The 14,762-nt window shown below is 73.6% G+C and carries 13 protein-coding genes and 1 other annotated feature; of the genes, 8 read left to right on the top strand and 5 right to left on the bottom strand.

Annotated elements, in window-relative coordinates:
* The first annotated feature begins 68 nt into the window (after positions 1-68).
* The 7 genes from rsmI (at position 69) to rsmA (ending at position 8,557) form a co-directional block, all read left to right on the top strand.
* Positions 69-1,004: a 16S rRNA (cytidine(1402)-2'-O)-methyltransferase gene (gene rsmI, locus ACVMLK_RS15905; protein ID WP_422922740.1), complete on the top strand. Its 936-nt coding sequence runs from the start codon at positions 69-71 to the stop codon at positions 1,002-1,004.
* A 147-nt stretch (positions 1,005-1,151) separates the two neighbouring features.
* Positions 1,152-2,285 carry an LPS export ABC transporter permease LptF gene (gene lptF / locus ACVMLK_RS15900; protein ID WP_198365518.1) on the top strand — a complete coding sequence of 378 codons (1,134 nt, stop codon included), beginning with the start codon at positions 1,152-1,154 and terminating at the stop codon, positions 2,283-2,285.
* A 4-nt stretch (positions 2,286-2,289) separates the two neighbouring features.
* A complete protein-coding gene (gene lptG, locus ACVMLK_RS15895; protein WP_198365517.1) occupies positions 2,290-3,399 on the top strand; it encodes an LPS export ABC transporter permease LptG in 1,110 nt (369 codons plus the stop codon).
* Positions 3,400-3,479: 80 nt separating this feature from the next.
* Complete coding sequence (locus ACVMLK_RS15890; protein ID WP_198365516.1) at positions 3,480-3,785, top strand: chorismate mutase; 306 nt, start codon at positions 3,480-3,482, stop codon at positions 3,783-3,785.
* A 71-nt stretch (positions 3,786-3,856) separates the two neighbouring features.
* Positions 3,857-6,262, top strand: coding sequence for an LPS-assembly protein LptD (locus tag ACVMLK_RS15885; RefSeq protein ID WP_198365515.1), 2,406 nt, complete (start codon positions 3,857-3,859; stop codon positions 6,260-6,262).
* Positions 6,263-6,345: 83 nt separating this feature from the next.
* Positions 6,346-7,716 carry a peptidylprolyl isomerase gene (locus ACVMLK_RS15880; RefSeq protein WP_457486937.1) on the top strand — a complete coding sequence of 457 codons (1,371 nt, stop codon included), beginning with the start codon at positions 6,346-6,348 and terminating at the stop codon, positions 7,714-7,716.
* A gap of 7 nt (positions 7,717-7,723) precedes the next feature.
* Positions 7,724-8,557 carry a 16S rRNA (adenine(1518)-N(6)/adenine(1519)-N(6))-dimethyltransferase RsmA gene (gene rsmA, locus ACVMLK_RS15875; RefSeq protein WP_457486938.1) on the top strand — a complete coding sequence of 278 codons (834 nt, stop codon included), beginning with the start codon at positions 7,724-7,726 and terminating at the stop codon, positions 8,555-8,557.
* A gap of 21 nt (positions 8,558-8,578) precedes the next feature.
* Here rsmA and ACVMLK_RS15870 read toward each other — a convergent pair whose 3' ends face one another.
* From ACVMLK_RS15870 to ACVMLK_RS15850, 5 genes are all read right to left on the bottom strand, one after another.
* Positions 8,579-9,415, bottom strand: a complete 837-nt coding sequence (locus tag ACVMLK_RS15870; RefSeq protein WP_457486936.1) for an isocitrate lyase/PEP mutase family protein — start codon at positions 9,413-9,415, stop codon at positions 8,579-8,581.
* Between the two features lie 57 nt (positions 9,416-9,472).
* The gene (locus ACVMLK_RS15865) at positions 9,473-10,462 is read right to left on the bottom strand and encodes a Bug family tripartite tricarboxylate transporter substrate binding protein (RefSeq protein ID WP_457486935.1); all 990 of its coding nucleotides are present in this window, start codon (positions 10,460-10,462) and stop codon (positions 9,473-9,475) included.
* A gap of 66 nt (positions 10,463-10,528) precedes the next feature.
* On the bottom strand, positions 10,529-12,022 hold the full coding sequence (locus tag ACVMLK_RS15860) for a SulP family inorganic anion transporter (RefSeq protein ID WP_457486934.1): 1,494 nt from the start codon (positions 12,020-12,022) through the stop codon (positions 10,529-10,531).
* 63 nt (positions 12,023-12,085) lie between these two features.
* Positions 12,086-12,141: a sequence feature (sul1 is cis-regulatory element that is thought to sense ions involved in sulfur or methionine metabolism; They are found in Alphaproteobacteria), on the bottom strand.
* A gap of 52 nt (positions 12,142-12,193) precedes the next feature.
* Positions 12,194-13,549: a dihydrolipoyl dehydrogenase family protein gene (locus ACVMLK_RS15855; protein WP_457486933.1), complete on the bottom strand. Its 1,356-nt coding sequence runs from the start codon at positions 13,547-13,549 to the stop codon at positions 12,194-12,196.
* A gap of 89 nt (positions 13,550-13,638) precedes the next feature.
* Positions 13,639-13,908: a CsbD family protein gene (locus tag ACVMLK_RS15850; protein WP_370591946.1), complete on the bottom strand. Its 270-nt coding sequence runs from the start codon at positions 13,906-13,908 to the stop codon at positions 13,639-13,641.
* A gap of 117 nt (positions 13,909-14,025) precedes the next feature.
* Here ACVMLK_RS15850 and ACVMLK_RS15845 point away from each other — a divergent pair.
* On the top strand, positions 14,026-14,762 hold a 737-nt coding region (locus ACVMLK_RS15845), incomplete at its 3' end, for a CCA tRNA nucleotidyltransferase (RefSeq protein WP_457486932.1).

Below are 14,762 nucleotides of genomic sequence, written 5' to 3'. Positions count from 1 at the left end.
GGCCAGCCCCCTCCGGTGGGGGCCGGCCGGGGCGGGGCGGGAGCCTGTCCGGAAGGCGGGCCGGCGCGATGACGGGAGGGCCTCAGGCCGTGCGGCAGCAGGACGGGACAGACACCACGGAAACGACAAATGAGACCTCCCCTCGCCCGGATGGCAGGCCCGGGCTGACACTGGTGGCGACGCCGATCGGCAATCTCGGCGACCTCGCGCCCCGCGCCCTGGCCGTGCTGCGCGCGGCCGACGCGGTGCTCTGCGAGGACACCAGGGTAACCGCTCCGCTCCTGGCGCGACATGGCGTTTCGGTGAGCCTGACCCCGCTGCACGAACACAACGAGGACGCGGCCACGCCCCGCCTTCTGGCACGGATGGCGCAGGGTGAACACCTGGCCCTGGTCTCGGATGCCGGCACGCCGCTGATGAGCGACCCCGGCTACCGGCTGGTGCGCGCCGCCATCGCCGCGGGCGTCACCGTCTCGGCCGTGCCGGGGCCCAACGCGGCGGTGATGGCGCTGACCCTCTCCGGCCTGCCGCCGCACCCCTACCTGTTCCACGGCTTCCTGCCGCCCCGCGCCGCCGCGCGGAACGCGGAGCTCGCCCGGCTGCGCGCCGCCGAGCGGGCCGGCCTTTCCGCCACCCTGGTCTTCTACGAGGCGCCGCACCGCCTGGCCGAGACGCTGGCGGGGCTGGCCGAGGCGCTCGGGCCACGGCCGGCGGCGGTGACGCGCGAGCTGACCAAGCGCTTCGAGGAGGTGCGGCGCGGCACGCTGGCCGAGCTCGCGGCGCATTACGCGGAGCATCCGGCGCGGGGCGAGATCGCGCTTGTCGTCGGCCCGCCGGGAGAGGCGGAGCCGGAGGCCGAAGCGGGGCTCGACGACCGGCTGCGCGCCGCGCTGGCCGGGGGGGAGAGCCTGCGCGACGCCGCCGCGCTGGTCGCCGCCGCGACCGGCCTGTCGCGCCGGCAGGTCTATGCCCGGGCCCTGGCGCTGCGGGAAGCGGAGGGCTGAGGCGGCGGCCGTGCTTGGCGCCGCCCGCCACCCGGCCTACATGGGTCGGACGCTCCCTGGAGGCATGCCGGCCCGCCCCGGCCGCCTCAGCCCCGCCCGCCCTGGCTTATCCGCCCCGGCCCGCCGCGAAAGGCTTGCCCCCGCCGCATGTCCCGCCTCGACCGCTATCTGTTCCACCAGCTCGGCATCGCGCTGCTCGCCGTGACCACCGGCCTCGCCGCGCTGGTCTGGCTGACGCAGAGCCTGCGCTTCATCGAGCTGGTGCTGGACCGCGGCCTGTCGCTCGCCGTGTTCATCGAGCTGACCGGCCTGCTGCTGCCGAGCTTCTTCGCCGTCATCCTGCCGATCACCACCTTCGTCGTGGTGCTGTTCACCTATGTCCGCCTGAACGCCGACCGCGAGCTGGTGGTGATGCGCGCCGCCGGCCTCTCGGACTGGCGGCTGGCGCGGCCCGCGCTGCTGCTGGCCGGCCTGTCCACCGCGCTCTGCCTGTTCCTGCAGCTCTGGCTGGTGCCGGTCAGCCACGCCGCCTTCCGCGCCTGGCAGTTCGAGATCCGCAACGAGATGGCGGCGATCCTGCTGCAGGAGGGCGTGTTCAGCAGCCTGGGCGACGACCTCACCGTCTATGCCCGGCGGCGCGACAGCGACGGCACGCTGCGCGGCATCCTGGTGCACGACACGCGCGAGCCCGGCACGCCGGTCACCATCATGGCCGAGCAGGGGCGCCTGCTCTCCGGCGCCACCGGGCCGCGGGTCATCCTCATGAACGGCGTGCGGCAGCAGCTGGAGCCGGCCACCGCCGGCCATCCGGCGCGTCTCTCGGTGCTGAGCTTCGCCGAGAACAGCGTCGATCTCGCCACCTCCACCTCCGCCGTCACGGAATCGCGCAACCGCGACTCGCGGGAGCGCTTCGTGGGCGAGCTGCTGCATCCGGACCCGGCCGAGAATCTGCCCGAGCGCGACATCCGCAAGTTCCGCGCCGAGGGGCACCAGCGCATGGCATCGCCCTTCACCGCCCTGTCCTTCGCCATGGTCGGGCTGGCCTGCGCGCTGGCGGTCGGCTTCCGGCGCTACGGCGACTGGCGCCCGGCGGTGGTCGGCGTGGCGCTGGTGGTCGGGCTGCTGGCGCTGGGCCTCGCGGTCGGCAATCTGGCGGCGCGCGACAATGCCTTCATCCCGCTGATCTGGCTGCACGCGCTGGGGCCGGCCCTGGCCGCGGGCTGGGTGCTCTCGGGCAGCCGCGGCCTGCGCCGCCGCCGGCCGCAGGCGCTGGAGGGCTGATCCCATGGCCTTCTCGCTCACCCTCTCGCTCTATGTGGCCCGCCGCTTCGCCATGATGGCGCTGGTGATGATCGTGGCACTCGCCGCGCTGGTGGCGCTGTTCGACTTCATCGAGCTGCTGCGCCGTGCCGCCACGCGGGAGGATGTCGGCTTCGTGATGGTGGCCTCGATCGCCGCCCTGCGCCTGCCCTTCGTCATCCTCCAGATCCTGCCCTTCGGCATCCTGCTCGGCGGCATCATCGCCTTCTGGCGGCTCAACCGCGCCTCGGAGCTGGTGGTGGCGCGCGCCGCCGGGATCTCGGCCTGGAGCTTCCTCCTCGGCCCCGTGCTGGTGGCCTTCTGCCTCGGCCTGCTGGCGATCGCCGTGGTCTCGCCGCTCTCGGCCGCCATGCTCTCGCGCGCCGAGCGGCTGGACGCCACCTACCTGCGCAACGCCACCGGGCTGAGTTCGCTGGCCGGCGGCCGGCTCTGGCTGCGCCAGGCGGACCCCTCGATCGAGCCCAACGGCGTCGCCATCATGGCCGGGGTGCCGGAGATCGGGCCGCAGGGCTTCCTGCTGCGCCAGGTCTCGCTCTGGCGCCTCTCCGCCGCCGACCGGCCGCTGGCCCGCGTCGAGGCGCCGGAGGCGCGGCTGACGCCGGGACAATGGCGGCTGAGCCAGGCGGTGACCTTCGGCGCCGATCGCCAGGCCTCGCTGCCGCGCGAGATCGACCTGCCCACCAGCCTGACGCCGGACCGCATCGAAGACAGCTTCGCCAGCCCCGACACGCTCTCCTTCTGGGCCCTGCCGGGCTTCATCGAGGTGCTGGAGAACAGCGGCTTCTCGGCGCTGCGGCACCGGCTGCAGTTCCATTCCCTGCTCTCCACGCCGCTGCTGGCGGTCGGCATGGCGCTGCTCGCCGCCGGCTTCTCGATGCGCCAGTCGCGGCGCGGCGGCGTCGGGCAGATGCTGGGCGCCGGCGTCGCCGCCGGCTTCGCCCTCTTCCTGCTCGACAAGGTGGCGGAGGAATTCGGCCAGGCCGGCACCCTGCCGGTGGCGCTGGCCGCCTGGGCGCCCTCGCTCGCCGGGGTCATGCTGGCGGTTGCCTTGCTCCTCTATGTGGAGGATGGCTGAGGCCGGCCCGCCCCGAGGAGGGGATGAGGACGGGATGACGCATCGGCCGGGGCCGGGAAGCCCGGCGCGGGAGGAGAAGCATGACCCAGACCGAGGCCTCCGCCGACCTGCCGGAGGATCTGCTGCGCCTGCGCGACAGCATCGACAATATCGACGCCGCCATCATCCACATGCTGGCCGAGCGCTTCCGCTGCACCCAGCAGGTCGGCGCCCTCAAGGCAGCGCACCGGCTGCCGCCGGCCGATCCGGGGCGCGAGGCGCGCCAGGTGGCGCGGCTGCGCCGCCTCGCCGCCGAGGCCAAGCTCGATCCGGACTTCGCCGAGAAGTTCCTGGCCTTCGTCGTCCGGGAAGTGATCCGCCATCACGAGGCGGTGCCGCGCGGCTGAGGCGCGGCCACCCCTGAGGTGTGGCCGGGATACACTCGCCGGCTTGGCGCGAAGCGGCTATGGAAGGCGGCATGGACCGAGCCATGCGCGACGCCGGGGCGATTCCGGCCGGAGAACCCAGCTGCCAGCGGATGCCGCCGCGGAGGCGCCATCCCGGCCTGACCCATGCCGGCCTGCTCGCCGGTGTCGCCCTGCTGGCGCTGATCCTGCCGCCGCGGCCCGGCGGCGCGCAGATCTCGCCCTATGGCACCGATCCGCTCGGCGGCGGCCCCGGCCAGGCCGTGCTGCCCTCGGGCGCCGAGCAGCAGGGCGCGACCCGCGGGGCGGCGCCGGCCACCGCCGCGCCGGCCGGCGCCCCCCTGCCCGCCGGCGCGACCGACCCCTCGCAGACCGGCAACAACGCGCCCGTCACCTTCACCGCCGAGGAGGTGGAGTACGACCAGCAGCGCAACCTGGTGATCGCGCGCGGCGCCGTGGAGGCCTGGCAGAATGAGCGCATCCTGCGCGCCGACACCTTCACCTTCGACCGCAACACCGGCATCGCCGTGGCCGAGGGCAATGTCCAGCTGCTGGAGCCGGACGGCCAGGTCCTCTTCGCCGAGCGCGCCGAGCTGACCGGCAACATGCGCGACGGCGTGGTCGAGGGGCTGGCGGCGCGGCTGGCGCAGAACGGCCGGCTGGTGGCCAATGGCGCCCGCCGCACCGACGGCACCATCCTCGACATGTCCCGCGTGCTCTACTCGTCCTGCGATCTCTGCGCCGAGAATCCGGAGGCGCCGCCGCTCTGGCAGCTGCGCGCCCGCCTCGCCACGCACGACCAGGCCGAGAAGCGCCTGCGCTACCGCGACGCGACGCTGATGCTCGATGGCTGGCCGGTGCTCTGGACGCCCTACCTCTCGCACCCCGACCCCTCGACGCCGCGCCAGTCCGGCTTCCTGACGCCGACCCTCGGCACCTCCTCCTTCCTCGGCGGCTTCGTCACCCAACCCTACTACTGGGCGATCGACGGCGCCTCGGACCTGACCCTCTCGCCCACCCTCTCGACCAAGCGCGACCCGGCGCTCGGCCTCGCCTACCGCCGCCGCTTCAACTTCGGCGAGGTGCAGGCGACCGGCTCGATCGGCGAGCGGGCCGGCGCGGCGGACGAGGAGGGCTGGGGCGGCCACATCTACAGCAAGGGCCAGTTCTCGCTCGACGAGAACTGGCGCACCGGCTTCAACTTCAACCGCGCCAGCAGCGAGGCCTATCTGCGCGCATGGCGCTACCCCTCGCCCCGCGTGCTCAGCTCGGACGCCTTCCTGGAAGGCTTCTGGGGCACCGGCACCTATGCCCGCATCGACGGCCGCGGCTACCAGGGCCTCTCGGAGGTCGATGACGTCGGCCAGATCCCGCTGGTCCTGCCCAATGCCTATGTCGACCACTTCCTCGGCCGCGACCGCCTCGGCGGCTACCTGACCTTCGACGCCGGCGGCTTCGCGCTCTGGCGCAGCGAGGGCACCGACACCCGCCGCCTGTCCTCGCGCATCGGCTACGAGCTGCCGCGCATCGACCGCTTCGGCCAGGTCTGGACGCTGCGCGCGCAGGCGGACGGGCTGGCCCACTGGGCCGACGACTTCACGCTGGCGCCGAATTACGGCAGCCGCGACAGCATCACCGAGGCCAACGGCAATATCCGCATCGGCCTCGACTGGCGCCTGCCGCTGATGCGCAGCGCCGGCGCGTATGGCAGCCAGATCATCGAGCCGCGGGTGCAGCTCGTCACCGGCCCCGGCACCGGGCGCCAGACGCTGATCCCGAACGAGGACAGCATCGACTTCGAGTTCACCGACGCCAATCTCTTCGCGCTCAACCGCTTCCCCGGCCGCGACCGCCAGGAAGGCGGCACGCGGGTCGACACGGCCCTGCGCGGCGCTTGGCTCTTCCCCAATGGCGGCCAGATCGAAGGGCTGGTCGGCCGCTCCTTCCGCACCACCGACGCCTCGGTCTTCGAGACCGGCTCGGGGCTGGAGGAGAAGGCCTCGGACTGGGTCGGGCGGGTGCGCGTCTCGCCGGTCTCCTGGCTCGACCTCACCGGCCGCGCCCGGCTCGACAAGGACGACTTCGACAGCCGCCTGCTGGAAGGCCAGGCGCGGGTGAGCTTCAGCCGCCTTTCGGTCGGCGCCGGCTATCTGGAGGCGGCGCCGACCAACGCCTTCATCACCACCCGCGAGCGGCGCGAGGTCTCGGGCAATGTCTCCGCCCAGGTCACCCGCTTCTGGCGCGCCGGCGCCTATGGCCGCTACGACCTGGAGCTGAACCGCGCCGTCTCGGCTGGCCTCAGCCTGACCTACGAGGACGAGTGCCTGATCTTCGACACCCGCTTCGCCAAGACCTATGCCGAGCCCAGCTCCAGCCTGAACTACTACCCCTCCGACACGGTCCTGCTGTTCCGCCTCTCCTTCAAGACGATCGGCGATTTCGGCTTCCGGGCGATCTGACGCCGCCCCGCGCCGGTCCGCCGTGGCGGGCGGGGCGGCCCGGTTTCCCTTGCGCCCCGGAATGCTCTAGGAAGTCCGGCACCATGCGACGCGCCTCCGCACCGCCCCCCGCCCCGTCCCGGCCCAACCGGGCTCTTCCCGTCATCAGGGGGGGCCTGCTGGCGCTGCCGCTGGCCGCGGGCCTCCTGGCCACGCCCGCCCTGACCCCGCCCGCCCTGGCGCAGCGCGCCGGCGCGGCCCAGGGCGCGGCCCAGCCGGCGCCGCCGGCGCAGCAGGTCAACCGCATCGTCGCCGTGGTGAACGGCGACATCGTCACGGCCAGCGAGGTGGCCAACCGCGCCCGGCTCTTCGCGCTCAACGCCGGCATGGGCCCGGACGCGGTGGAGCGGCTGCGGCCGCAGGTCACGCGCCTGCTGGTCGACGAGCGGCTGCGCATGCAGGAGGTGCAGCGCCGCCGCATCCCCGTGACCGACGCCGATGTCGCCGCCGCCGTGGCCGAGATCGAGAGCCGCAACGGCCTGCCGGCCGGCGGGCTGGCGGCGCAGCTGCGCTCGGCCGGGGTGCAGCCCCGCGCCCTCTACGATCAGATCCGCACCCAGATCGGCTGGTCCCGCCTGATCCGCCAGCAGCTCGGCCCGCAGGCGCAGGTCGAGCCGGCCCGGGTGCAGGAGGCGCTGGAGGCGCACAAGGCGCGCACCGGCGAGCCGGAGTACCTGGTCTCCGAGATCTTCATCCCGGTGGACGATCCCACCTCCGAGCCCGAGGTGCGGCGCTTCGTCGACGACGTGGTGGGGCAGCTGCGGCGCGGCGTGCCCTTCCCCGCCGCCGCCACCCAGTTCAGCCAGAGCCAGACCGCGTTGCAGGGCGGCGACATGGGCTGGACGCGGCCGGACGAGTTCGACCCGGCCGTCGGCCGCATCGTCAGCCAGATGCCGCCCGGCGCCATCTCCAATCCGGTGCGCGTGCCCGGCGGCTTCCAGATCGTCGCCCTGCGGCAGAAGCGCGAGACGGGGCGCGAGCTGGTGACGCTGATCACCATGCGCCAGGCCTTCTTCGCCTTCCAGGGCACGCTCGACCCGCAGGCGCCGACGGCGCAGCAGGTGCAGGTGGTGGAGCGCGCCCGGGCGCTGGAGGGCAAGGCCTGCTCGGCGGTCGAGGCGGCGGGGCGCGGCGGCGACCGGCCGGTCGATCCCGGCACCGTGCCGCTCGACTCGGTGCAGCCGCCGGTGCTGCGCAACATCCTCTCCGGCCTGCCGCTGAACCGTGCCAGCCAGCCGCTGATCGCCCCCGATGGCGTGCTGGTCCTGGCGGTCTGCAGCAAGGAGACGCGCAACATCGCCGAGCTGACGCCGGACCAGGCCCGGATGCAGATCCTGCGCGACCGGATCGAGCTGACCTCGCGCCAGCTGCAGCGCGACCTGCGCCGCCGGGCGCAGATCGACATGCGGAGCTGAGGCGACCATTCCGGCGCCCCCGCTCCCCTCCCTCGCCGAGCATATCGCCCGCCACGGCCTGGCGCCGCGCAAGGCGCTCGGCCAGCACTTCCTGCTCGACGCCGCGCTCTGCGCCCGCATCGCCAGCCTCGCCGCGCCGCTGGAGGGGCGGCATGTGCTGGAGGTCGGGCCCGGCCCGGGCGGGCTGACCCGGGCGCTGCTGGAAAGCCCCGCGGCCGAGGTGGTGGCGGTGGAGCTGGACCGCCGCGCCATCGCCGGCCTGGCGGAGCTGGGGGAGCATTTCCCCGGCCGGCTGCGGGTGATCGAGGGCGACGCGCTCCGGATCGACGCCGGGGCGCTGCTGCCGGCGCCGCGCCGGATCGTCGCCAACCTGCCCTACAATGTCGGCACGCCGCTGCTGATCGGCTGGCTGCGGCAGGCGCATCTCTTCGAGAGCCTGACGCTGATGTTCCAGCAGGAGGTGGCCGAGCGCATCATCGCCGCCCCCGATACGGAGCATTACGGGCGGCTCGCCGTGCTCTCGCAGTTCCGCTGCGCGGCGCGCATGGCGCTGCGCCTGCCGCCCGGCGCCTTCAGCCCGCCGCCCAAGGTGTGGTCGGCCATCGTGCATCTGGTGCCGCATGCCGAGGTGCCCGACCCCACCCTGCTGGCGGCGCTGGAGAAGGTGACGGCCGCGGCCTTCGGGCAGCGGCGCAAGATGCTGCGCTCCAGCCTGAAGTCGCTGGGCGGCGCCGAGGCGCTGCTGGAGGCGGCGGCGATCGAGGGCACGCGGCGGGCGGAGACGCTGAGCGTGGCGGAGTTCACCCGGCTGGCCGAGCTGGTCCTGGCCCGCGCCGGCTGAGGGCCGGGGCCGCGGCGCGGCTCAGTGATACGCCTCCCGCAGCCCCAGGATCTCCTCGTAATCGTGCAGCGGCAGCAGCGGCGGGGCCTCCGGCGCCAGCGTCGTGCCCTGCCGCCGCAGACTCTCCGCGAAGCCGCGCATCATCGCCGCATAGGCCAGTGTCGAGGAGACCGGGTAGTTCAGCAGCCGGAATCCGAGTTCGCCGATCTCGCGGGCGGTCAGCGGCGGCACCTTGTGCTCGACGACGTTGAAGGCCATCGGCGCCGGGATGCGCGCCACCGCCTCGCGCATCTCCTCGGGCGATTGCAGCATCTCCAGCAGGACGAGATCGGCCCCCGCCTCCGCATAGGCGATGCCGCGCTGCACCGCGTCCTCGAAGCCGTTCACCAGCCGCGCGTCGGAGCGGCCGATGATGAGGAAGTCCGGGCTGCGCCGCGCGGCGAGGGCGGCGCGGAGCTTGGCCTCGTGCTCGGCCGGCGGGACCAGCGACAGGCCGCTCATGGCGCCGCACCGCTTCGGCGTCGCCTGGTCCTCCAGATGGATGGCGGCGACCCCGGCGGCCTCGTATTCGCGCACGGTGCGGACGACGTTGTTGAGGTTGCCGTACCCCGTATCGGCATCGGCGATCAGCGGCGCATCGATGCTGGCGGCGATGGCCCGCCCGCGCGCCACCATCTCGGTCATGGTCAGCAGGCCGAGGTCCGGTGCCCCGATCAGGCTGGCCGAGAGGCCGTTGCCGGTCATGTAGATCGCCTCGAAGCCCGCCTGGCGCAGGATGCGGGCGCCGAGCGCATCATGGCAGCCGGGCGCCACCACGATTCCCGGGCGGCGCAGCAGGTCGGGCAGGCTTGGGGTCATGGGGTGTTCCTCGCTTCCAGGCGATGCGGGGCAGGGGCGGGCGCGGCGGTGGGGCGGTCAGTCCGCCCGCGCGCCCGACTTCTCGATCGCCTCGCGCCACATCGGCCGCTCCCGCTGACCGCGCTCGGTGATCGCCTCCGGCGTGGTCCAGAGCGGCGCGCCGCCGGCCTTCAGGAAACGCTCCCTCACCGCCGGATCGGCCGCGAAGTCGCGCATGGCGGTGCTGAAGCGGTCGATCACCGGGCGCGGCGTGCCGGCGGGGGCCACGAAGGCGCTCCAAGAGGTGATGACGAAGTCCTCCACCCCCGCCTCGGCCATGGTCGGCACATCGGGCAGCGAGGGCCAGCGCGAGGCGCCGGTCACCGCGAGCGCCCGCATCCGCCCCTCCTGGATCACCGGCACATAGGAGGCCAGGTTGTCGATGGCGAAGGTGACATCGCCCGAGAGCATGGCGGGGATGGTCTGCGCCGCGCCGCGGAACGGCACATGCGTGGCGTCCAGCCCCAGCCGGTTGCGGAAGATCTCGCCCGAGAGATGCGGCGTGGTGCCGACGCCGGGCGAGCCGAAGGAGACGCCGCGCGGCTGCTCGCGCACCCAGCCGACGAACTCCTGCAGCGTCCGGGCCTTCACATGGTCGCTCGCCACCACGACGACATTGGGCATCTCCCAGACCATCGCGACCGGCGCGAAGTCGCGGTCGATGTCCCAGGGCATCTTGCTGTAGAGATACTGGTTGATGCAGAAATGGCCGATGGTCGCGGCGCCGAAGGTATAGCCGTCGGGGGCCGATTTCGCGACCGCGTCCATGCCGATATTGCCGCCCGCGCCGGGCCGGTTGTCGATGACGAAGTTCTGCCCCAGCGCGTTCTGCATCCGCTCGCAGGTCAGGCGCGTCAGCACGTCGGTCGAACCGCCCGGCGGATAGGGCACGATCATCCGCACGGGCCGCTCGGGCCAGGCGGATTGCGCCCGCGCCCCCGGGATGATGCCGGAGGTCAGGGCCGGCAGCGCCAGGCTGGCGCCGAGCAGGGTGCGGCGGGTGGTCATCGGGGGAGTTCCTCCGGTCGTTTCTTTCTGGACCGGAGGAGCATGCCCGAGCGACCGGCGGCTTGACTACCCCGCCCCGGCCCCCATCGCGGCTTGGATCGCCGGCCCGTGCCGGTCCACCAGCAGCGCGCTGGCGGCGTTCAGCCCGACCACCTCGACCCGCTTCCCGCGCCGCCGCAGCTTGCCCACCGCCGCCTCCAGCGCCGCCACCGCCGTGACGTCCCAGAGATGCGCGGCGGTGAGGTCGATGCGGATGTTCGGCGCCTCGTCGCGCAGGTCGAAGGCATCGGCCAGGATCTCGGCGCTGGCGAAGAAGACCTGGCCGGAGACGCGGTAGGTGCGGGTGCCGGTGGCGGCGTCGTATTCGTCGCGGACATCCATCAGGCGCATCACCTTGAAGGCGAAGAACACGCCGCTCAGCATCACGCCCACCGCCACGCCGGCGGCCAGGTTGTGGGTCAGGACGGTCACCGCCACGGTGGCCAGCATCACCACGCTGGAGACCTTCGGGTGCCGCGCCAGGTCCCGCAGCGAGGCCCAGGAGAAGGTCTCGACGGAGACCATGATCATGATGGCAACCAGCGCCGCCACCGGCACCTGGCTGACCCAGGGCCGCAGCAGCACCATCAGCACCAGCAGGAAGACGCCCGCCGTCAGCGTCGAGACGCGGCCCCAGCCGCCGAAGCGGAGATTGCCCACCGTCTGGCCGATCATGCCGCAGCCGGCGATGCCGCCGGTGAAGCCCGCCGCCAGGTTGGCGAGGCCGAGCCCGGCGCATTCCCGCGCCTTGGAGCTGTTGGTCTCGGTCAGGTCGTCCACCACGCTCGCCGTCATCATCGATTCCAGCAGCCCGACCATGGCCATGGCCAGCGCGTAGGGCGCCACGATCGCCAGCGTCTCCAGGCTGAAGGGCACCTCCGGGATCAGGAAGGCGGGCAGGCTGTCCGGAAGGCGGCCGAGATCGGCGACTGTCGCCACCGGCATCGGGACCGCCATGGTCAGCGCCGTCAGCGCCAGGATGCAGATCAGCGGCGAAGGGATGGCGGTGGTGAGCCGCGGCACGAGGTAGATGATGGCGAGGCCCGCGGCGATCAGCGCCCAGGTCTGCCACGCCACGCCCAGCATGTGCGGCAGCTGCGCCGAGAAGATCAGCACCGCCAGCGCGTTGACGAAGCCGGTGCGGACGGATTTCGAGACGAAGCGCATCAGCACGTCGAGCCGCAGCAGGCCGAAGACGATCTGGATCAGCCCGGCCAGGACGGTGGCCGCCAGCAGGTACTGCAGCCCATGGCTCGCCACCAGCGCGGCGGCGACCAGCGCGACCGAGCCGGCGGCGCCCGAGATCATCGCCGGCCGGCCACCGGCGAAGGCGATGACGACGCTGATGACGAAGGTCGCGAAGAGCCCGACCTCGGGATCGACCCCGGCGACGAAGGAGAAGGCGATGACTTCGGGGATCAGAGCGAAGGTGCCGACCATGCCGGCCAGGACATCGCGGCGCAGGTTGCCGAGGCCGCTGTACCACTCGGCGCGGTCGTGCAGGAAAAGGCGTTCTTTCATCAGGCGAGGGATTCCGCAACAGGCTCAGGGAGAGGACGCCGGGCGTCGTCTCACTGCCGCATGCGTTGTCCGGCGGATCGGCGGCCGGAAGAGCCACCCGGAGTCTCACCGGGTCCAGAGCGAATGGCGCGAAGGGTAATGAAGCTTTTGCTGCGGTGCAATGCGCGGCGGTCAGCCGAGCATCGAGGCCAGGTTCGATCCCGCGCTTGGATAGGCGGTCATCATGTGCCGCAGCTCGGTCACGGGTGTCCCGGCCCGCATGGCCAGGGCCGCGAGGTTGATCACCTCCGGCGCCTCCGGCCCCAGCAGGTGCGCGCCCAGCAGGCGCCCCTGCCCGCCCGGTTCGACCAGGAGCTTGAAGGCAGCCGCCGTCTCGCCGGTGCGGCGCACGGATTGATACGCCGCCATGTCGCCGCGCCGCACCTCATACGCCAGGCCCTGCTGCCGCGCCGCCGCCTCGGTCAGCCCCACCATGGCGAGCGGCGGCAAGGTGAAGACCGCGCTCGGCACCAGGCTGTGGTCGGGGCGGTGGCCCTCGCCCTCCAGCAGGGTGGCGGCGACGGCGCGCGCGTCCTCGCTGGCCACCGGCGTCAGCGCCGGGCCGCGCTGCGCGGCATCGCCGGCAGCGAAGACCCGGGGGTTCCCGACGCTCCTCAGGACCTCGTCGAGTTGCAGGCGGCCCTTCTCCACCGGCACGCCGCCGGCCTCCAGATCCAGCCCCGCCAGGGCGGGAACCCGGCCGAGCCCATGCACCACCGCATCCGCCTCGAAGGTCTCGCCGCCGGCGGCGCGCACCGCGTAGCCCGCGCCGCGCCGCAGGATGGCCTCGGCGCGGCAGTTCAGCCGCACGTCGATCCCGAGTGTGCGGGTCCACGCCACCAGCCGGTCGACCAGTTCGGCGTCGAAGGCGGAAAGCGGTCGGTCATCCTCCTGCAGGATGGTGACCTCGGCGCCGGCGCGGCGCGTCAGATGGGCGATCTCGAAGGAGATATAGCCGCCGCCCAGCAGGATCAGGCGCCGCGGCACCGCCGGCCAGTCCAGCACGTCGTCGCTGGTGGCCAGAAGGCCGGCGCCCTCGATCGGCAGCGGGGCGGGCACCGCCCCGGTGGCAATGACGACATGGCGGGCCCGCAGCCGCGCCGTGCCGACGCCGATGAGATCGGGAGCCAGGAAGCGGCCCGCCCCCTCCAGCAGCGTGACGCCGGCCTCGCGCAGGGCCGCCGCGCGATTCCCCGGTACGGGATCGGTGAAGCTGTGCTTGAAGGCCTGAGCGGCGCCCCAGTCGAGCCGCAGCGCCTCGCCCCCCGCCACGCCATGCGGCGCGAGGCGGCCCGCCCGCTCCATCGCATCGGCCAGGGTCCAGAAGACCTTCTTGGGCTCGCAGCCGCGGAGCGCGCAGGTGCCGCCGGGCTCGCGGGCCTCGGCCAGGGCGACACGCCAGCCCCGCCGGGCGCACCGCGTGGCGATGCCGGTGCCGGCCGTTCCGGAGCCCAGCACGATCAGATCGAAATCGGAGGGAAGGGCCATGCGGGCCTCCGGCGCCGGAAAGGGGCGGCCGGTCGGGGCGGCCGGACGGGGGGTGCCGGGGGGGCGCCCCCCCCCCCCCGCAAGGCGCCTCAGAGGATGCGCAGCCGGCCCAGGATATAGCCGATGCCGGCGGCGATCGCCAGCGAGGTCAGCGGCTGCTCGCGCACGTTCTGGCAGATCTGGCCCAGCGCGTTCTCGGCCTGGCCCTGCGCCTGGTTGGCGTAGCCGCGCGCGCGGTACTCGTTGCTGCCGGTCAGGCCGCCCACGGCCTCCTGCACCCGGCCCACGGTCTCACGGGCGGCGCCGGTCACGCGGTTCTCGTCCACCATCTGTCGCTTCTCCTCGATGCTGCGCGCCACCCATGCCGGGTGGCCCTGCCCCCGAAACGCGGAAGTTCCGGTTTGGATGCACCCTTCCGGCCGGCGGCGGGGGCATGGCTTGCGCGGGGCGCCGCCGCATGCTGGCCTGCCGCCGCCATGACCGACCCCGCCGACCCCCCCGCCACGCGGCTTGTGCCGCCCGGGCCGCTCCGCCAGGGCACCGCCGCCATGGTGCTGACCGCCCTGCCCGGCGCACGCGCCGTGGGCGGCGTGGTGCGGGACCTGCTGGCCGGCCGGGCGGTGCACGACGTGGACATCGCCGCCCCCCTGCCACCCGAGGCGGTGGCCGCGCGGCTGCGGCGAGCCGGGCTGAAGGTCTTCGAGACCGGGCTGAAGCACGGCACCGTCACCGCTGTGCTCGACCATCAGCCGGTGGAGGTGACCAGCCTGCGGCGCGACCTCGACACCGACGGCCGCCATGCCAGCGTGGCCTGGACCACCGACTGGCGCGAGGATGCGGCGCGGCGCGACTTCACCATCAACGCCATGTCGATGGATGCCGAAGGGCGGCTCTGGGACTATTTCGGCGGCCGCGACGATCTCGCGGCGGGCCGGGTGCGCTTCGTGGGCGAGCCCCCGGTGCGGCTGGCCGAGGATTATCTCCGCCTGCTGCGTTTCTTCCGCTTCCACGCGCGCTACGGCAGGGGCGAGCCCGATCCGGTGGCGCTGGCGGCGATCCGCGCCGCCCTGCCCGGGCTCGCCCGCCTCTCGGCCGAGCGCGTCTGGATGGAGCTGAAGCGCCTGCTGGCCGCGGAGGACCCGCCCGGGGCGGCGCTGGCGGCGCTGGCGCCGATGCGCGACCAGGGCGTGCTGGCCGCGCTGCTGCCCGAGGC

The organism is Teichococcus aerofrigidensis, assembly GCF_054073225.1.
This window is presented reverse-complemented; position numbering and strand designations above follow the sequence as displayed.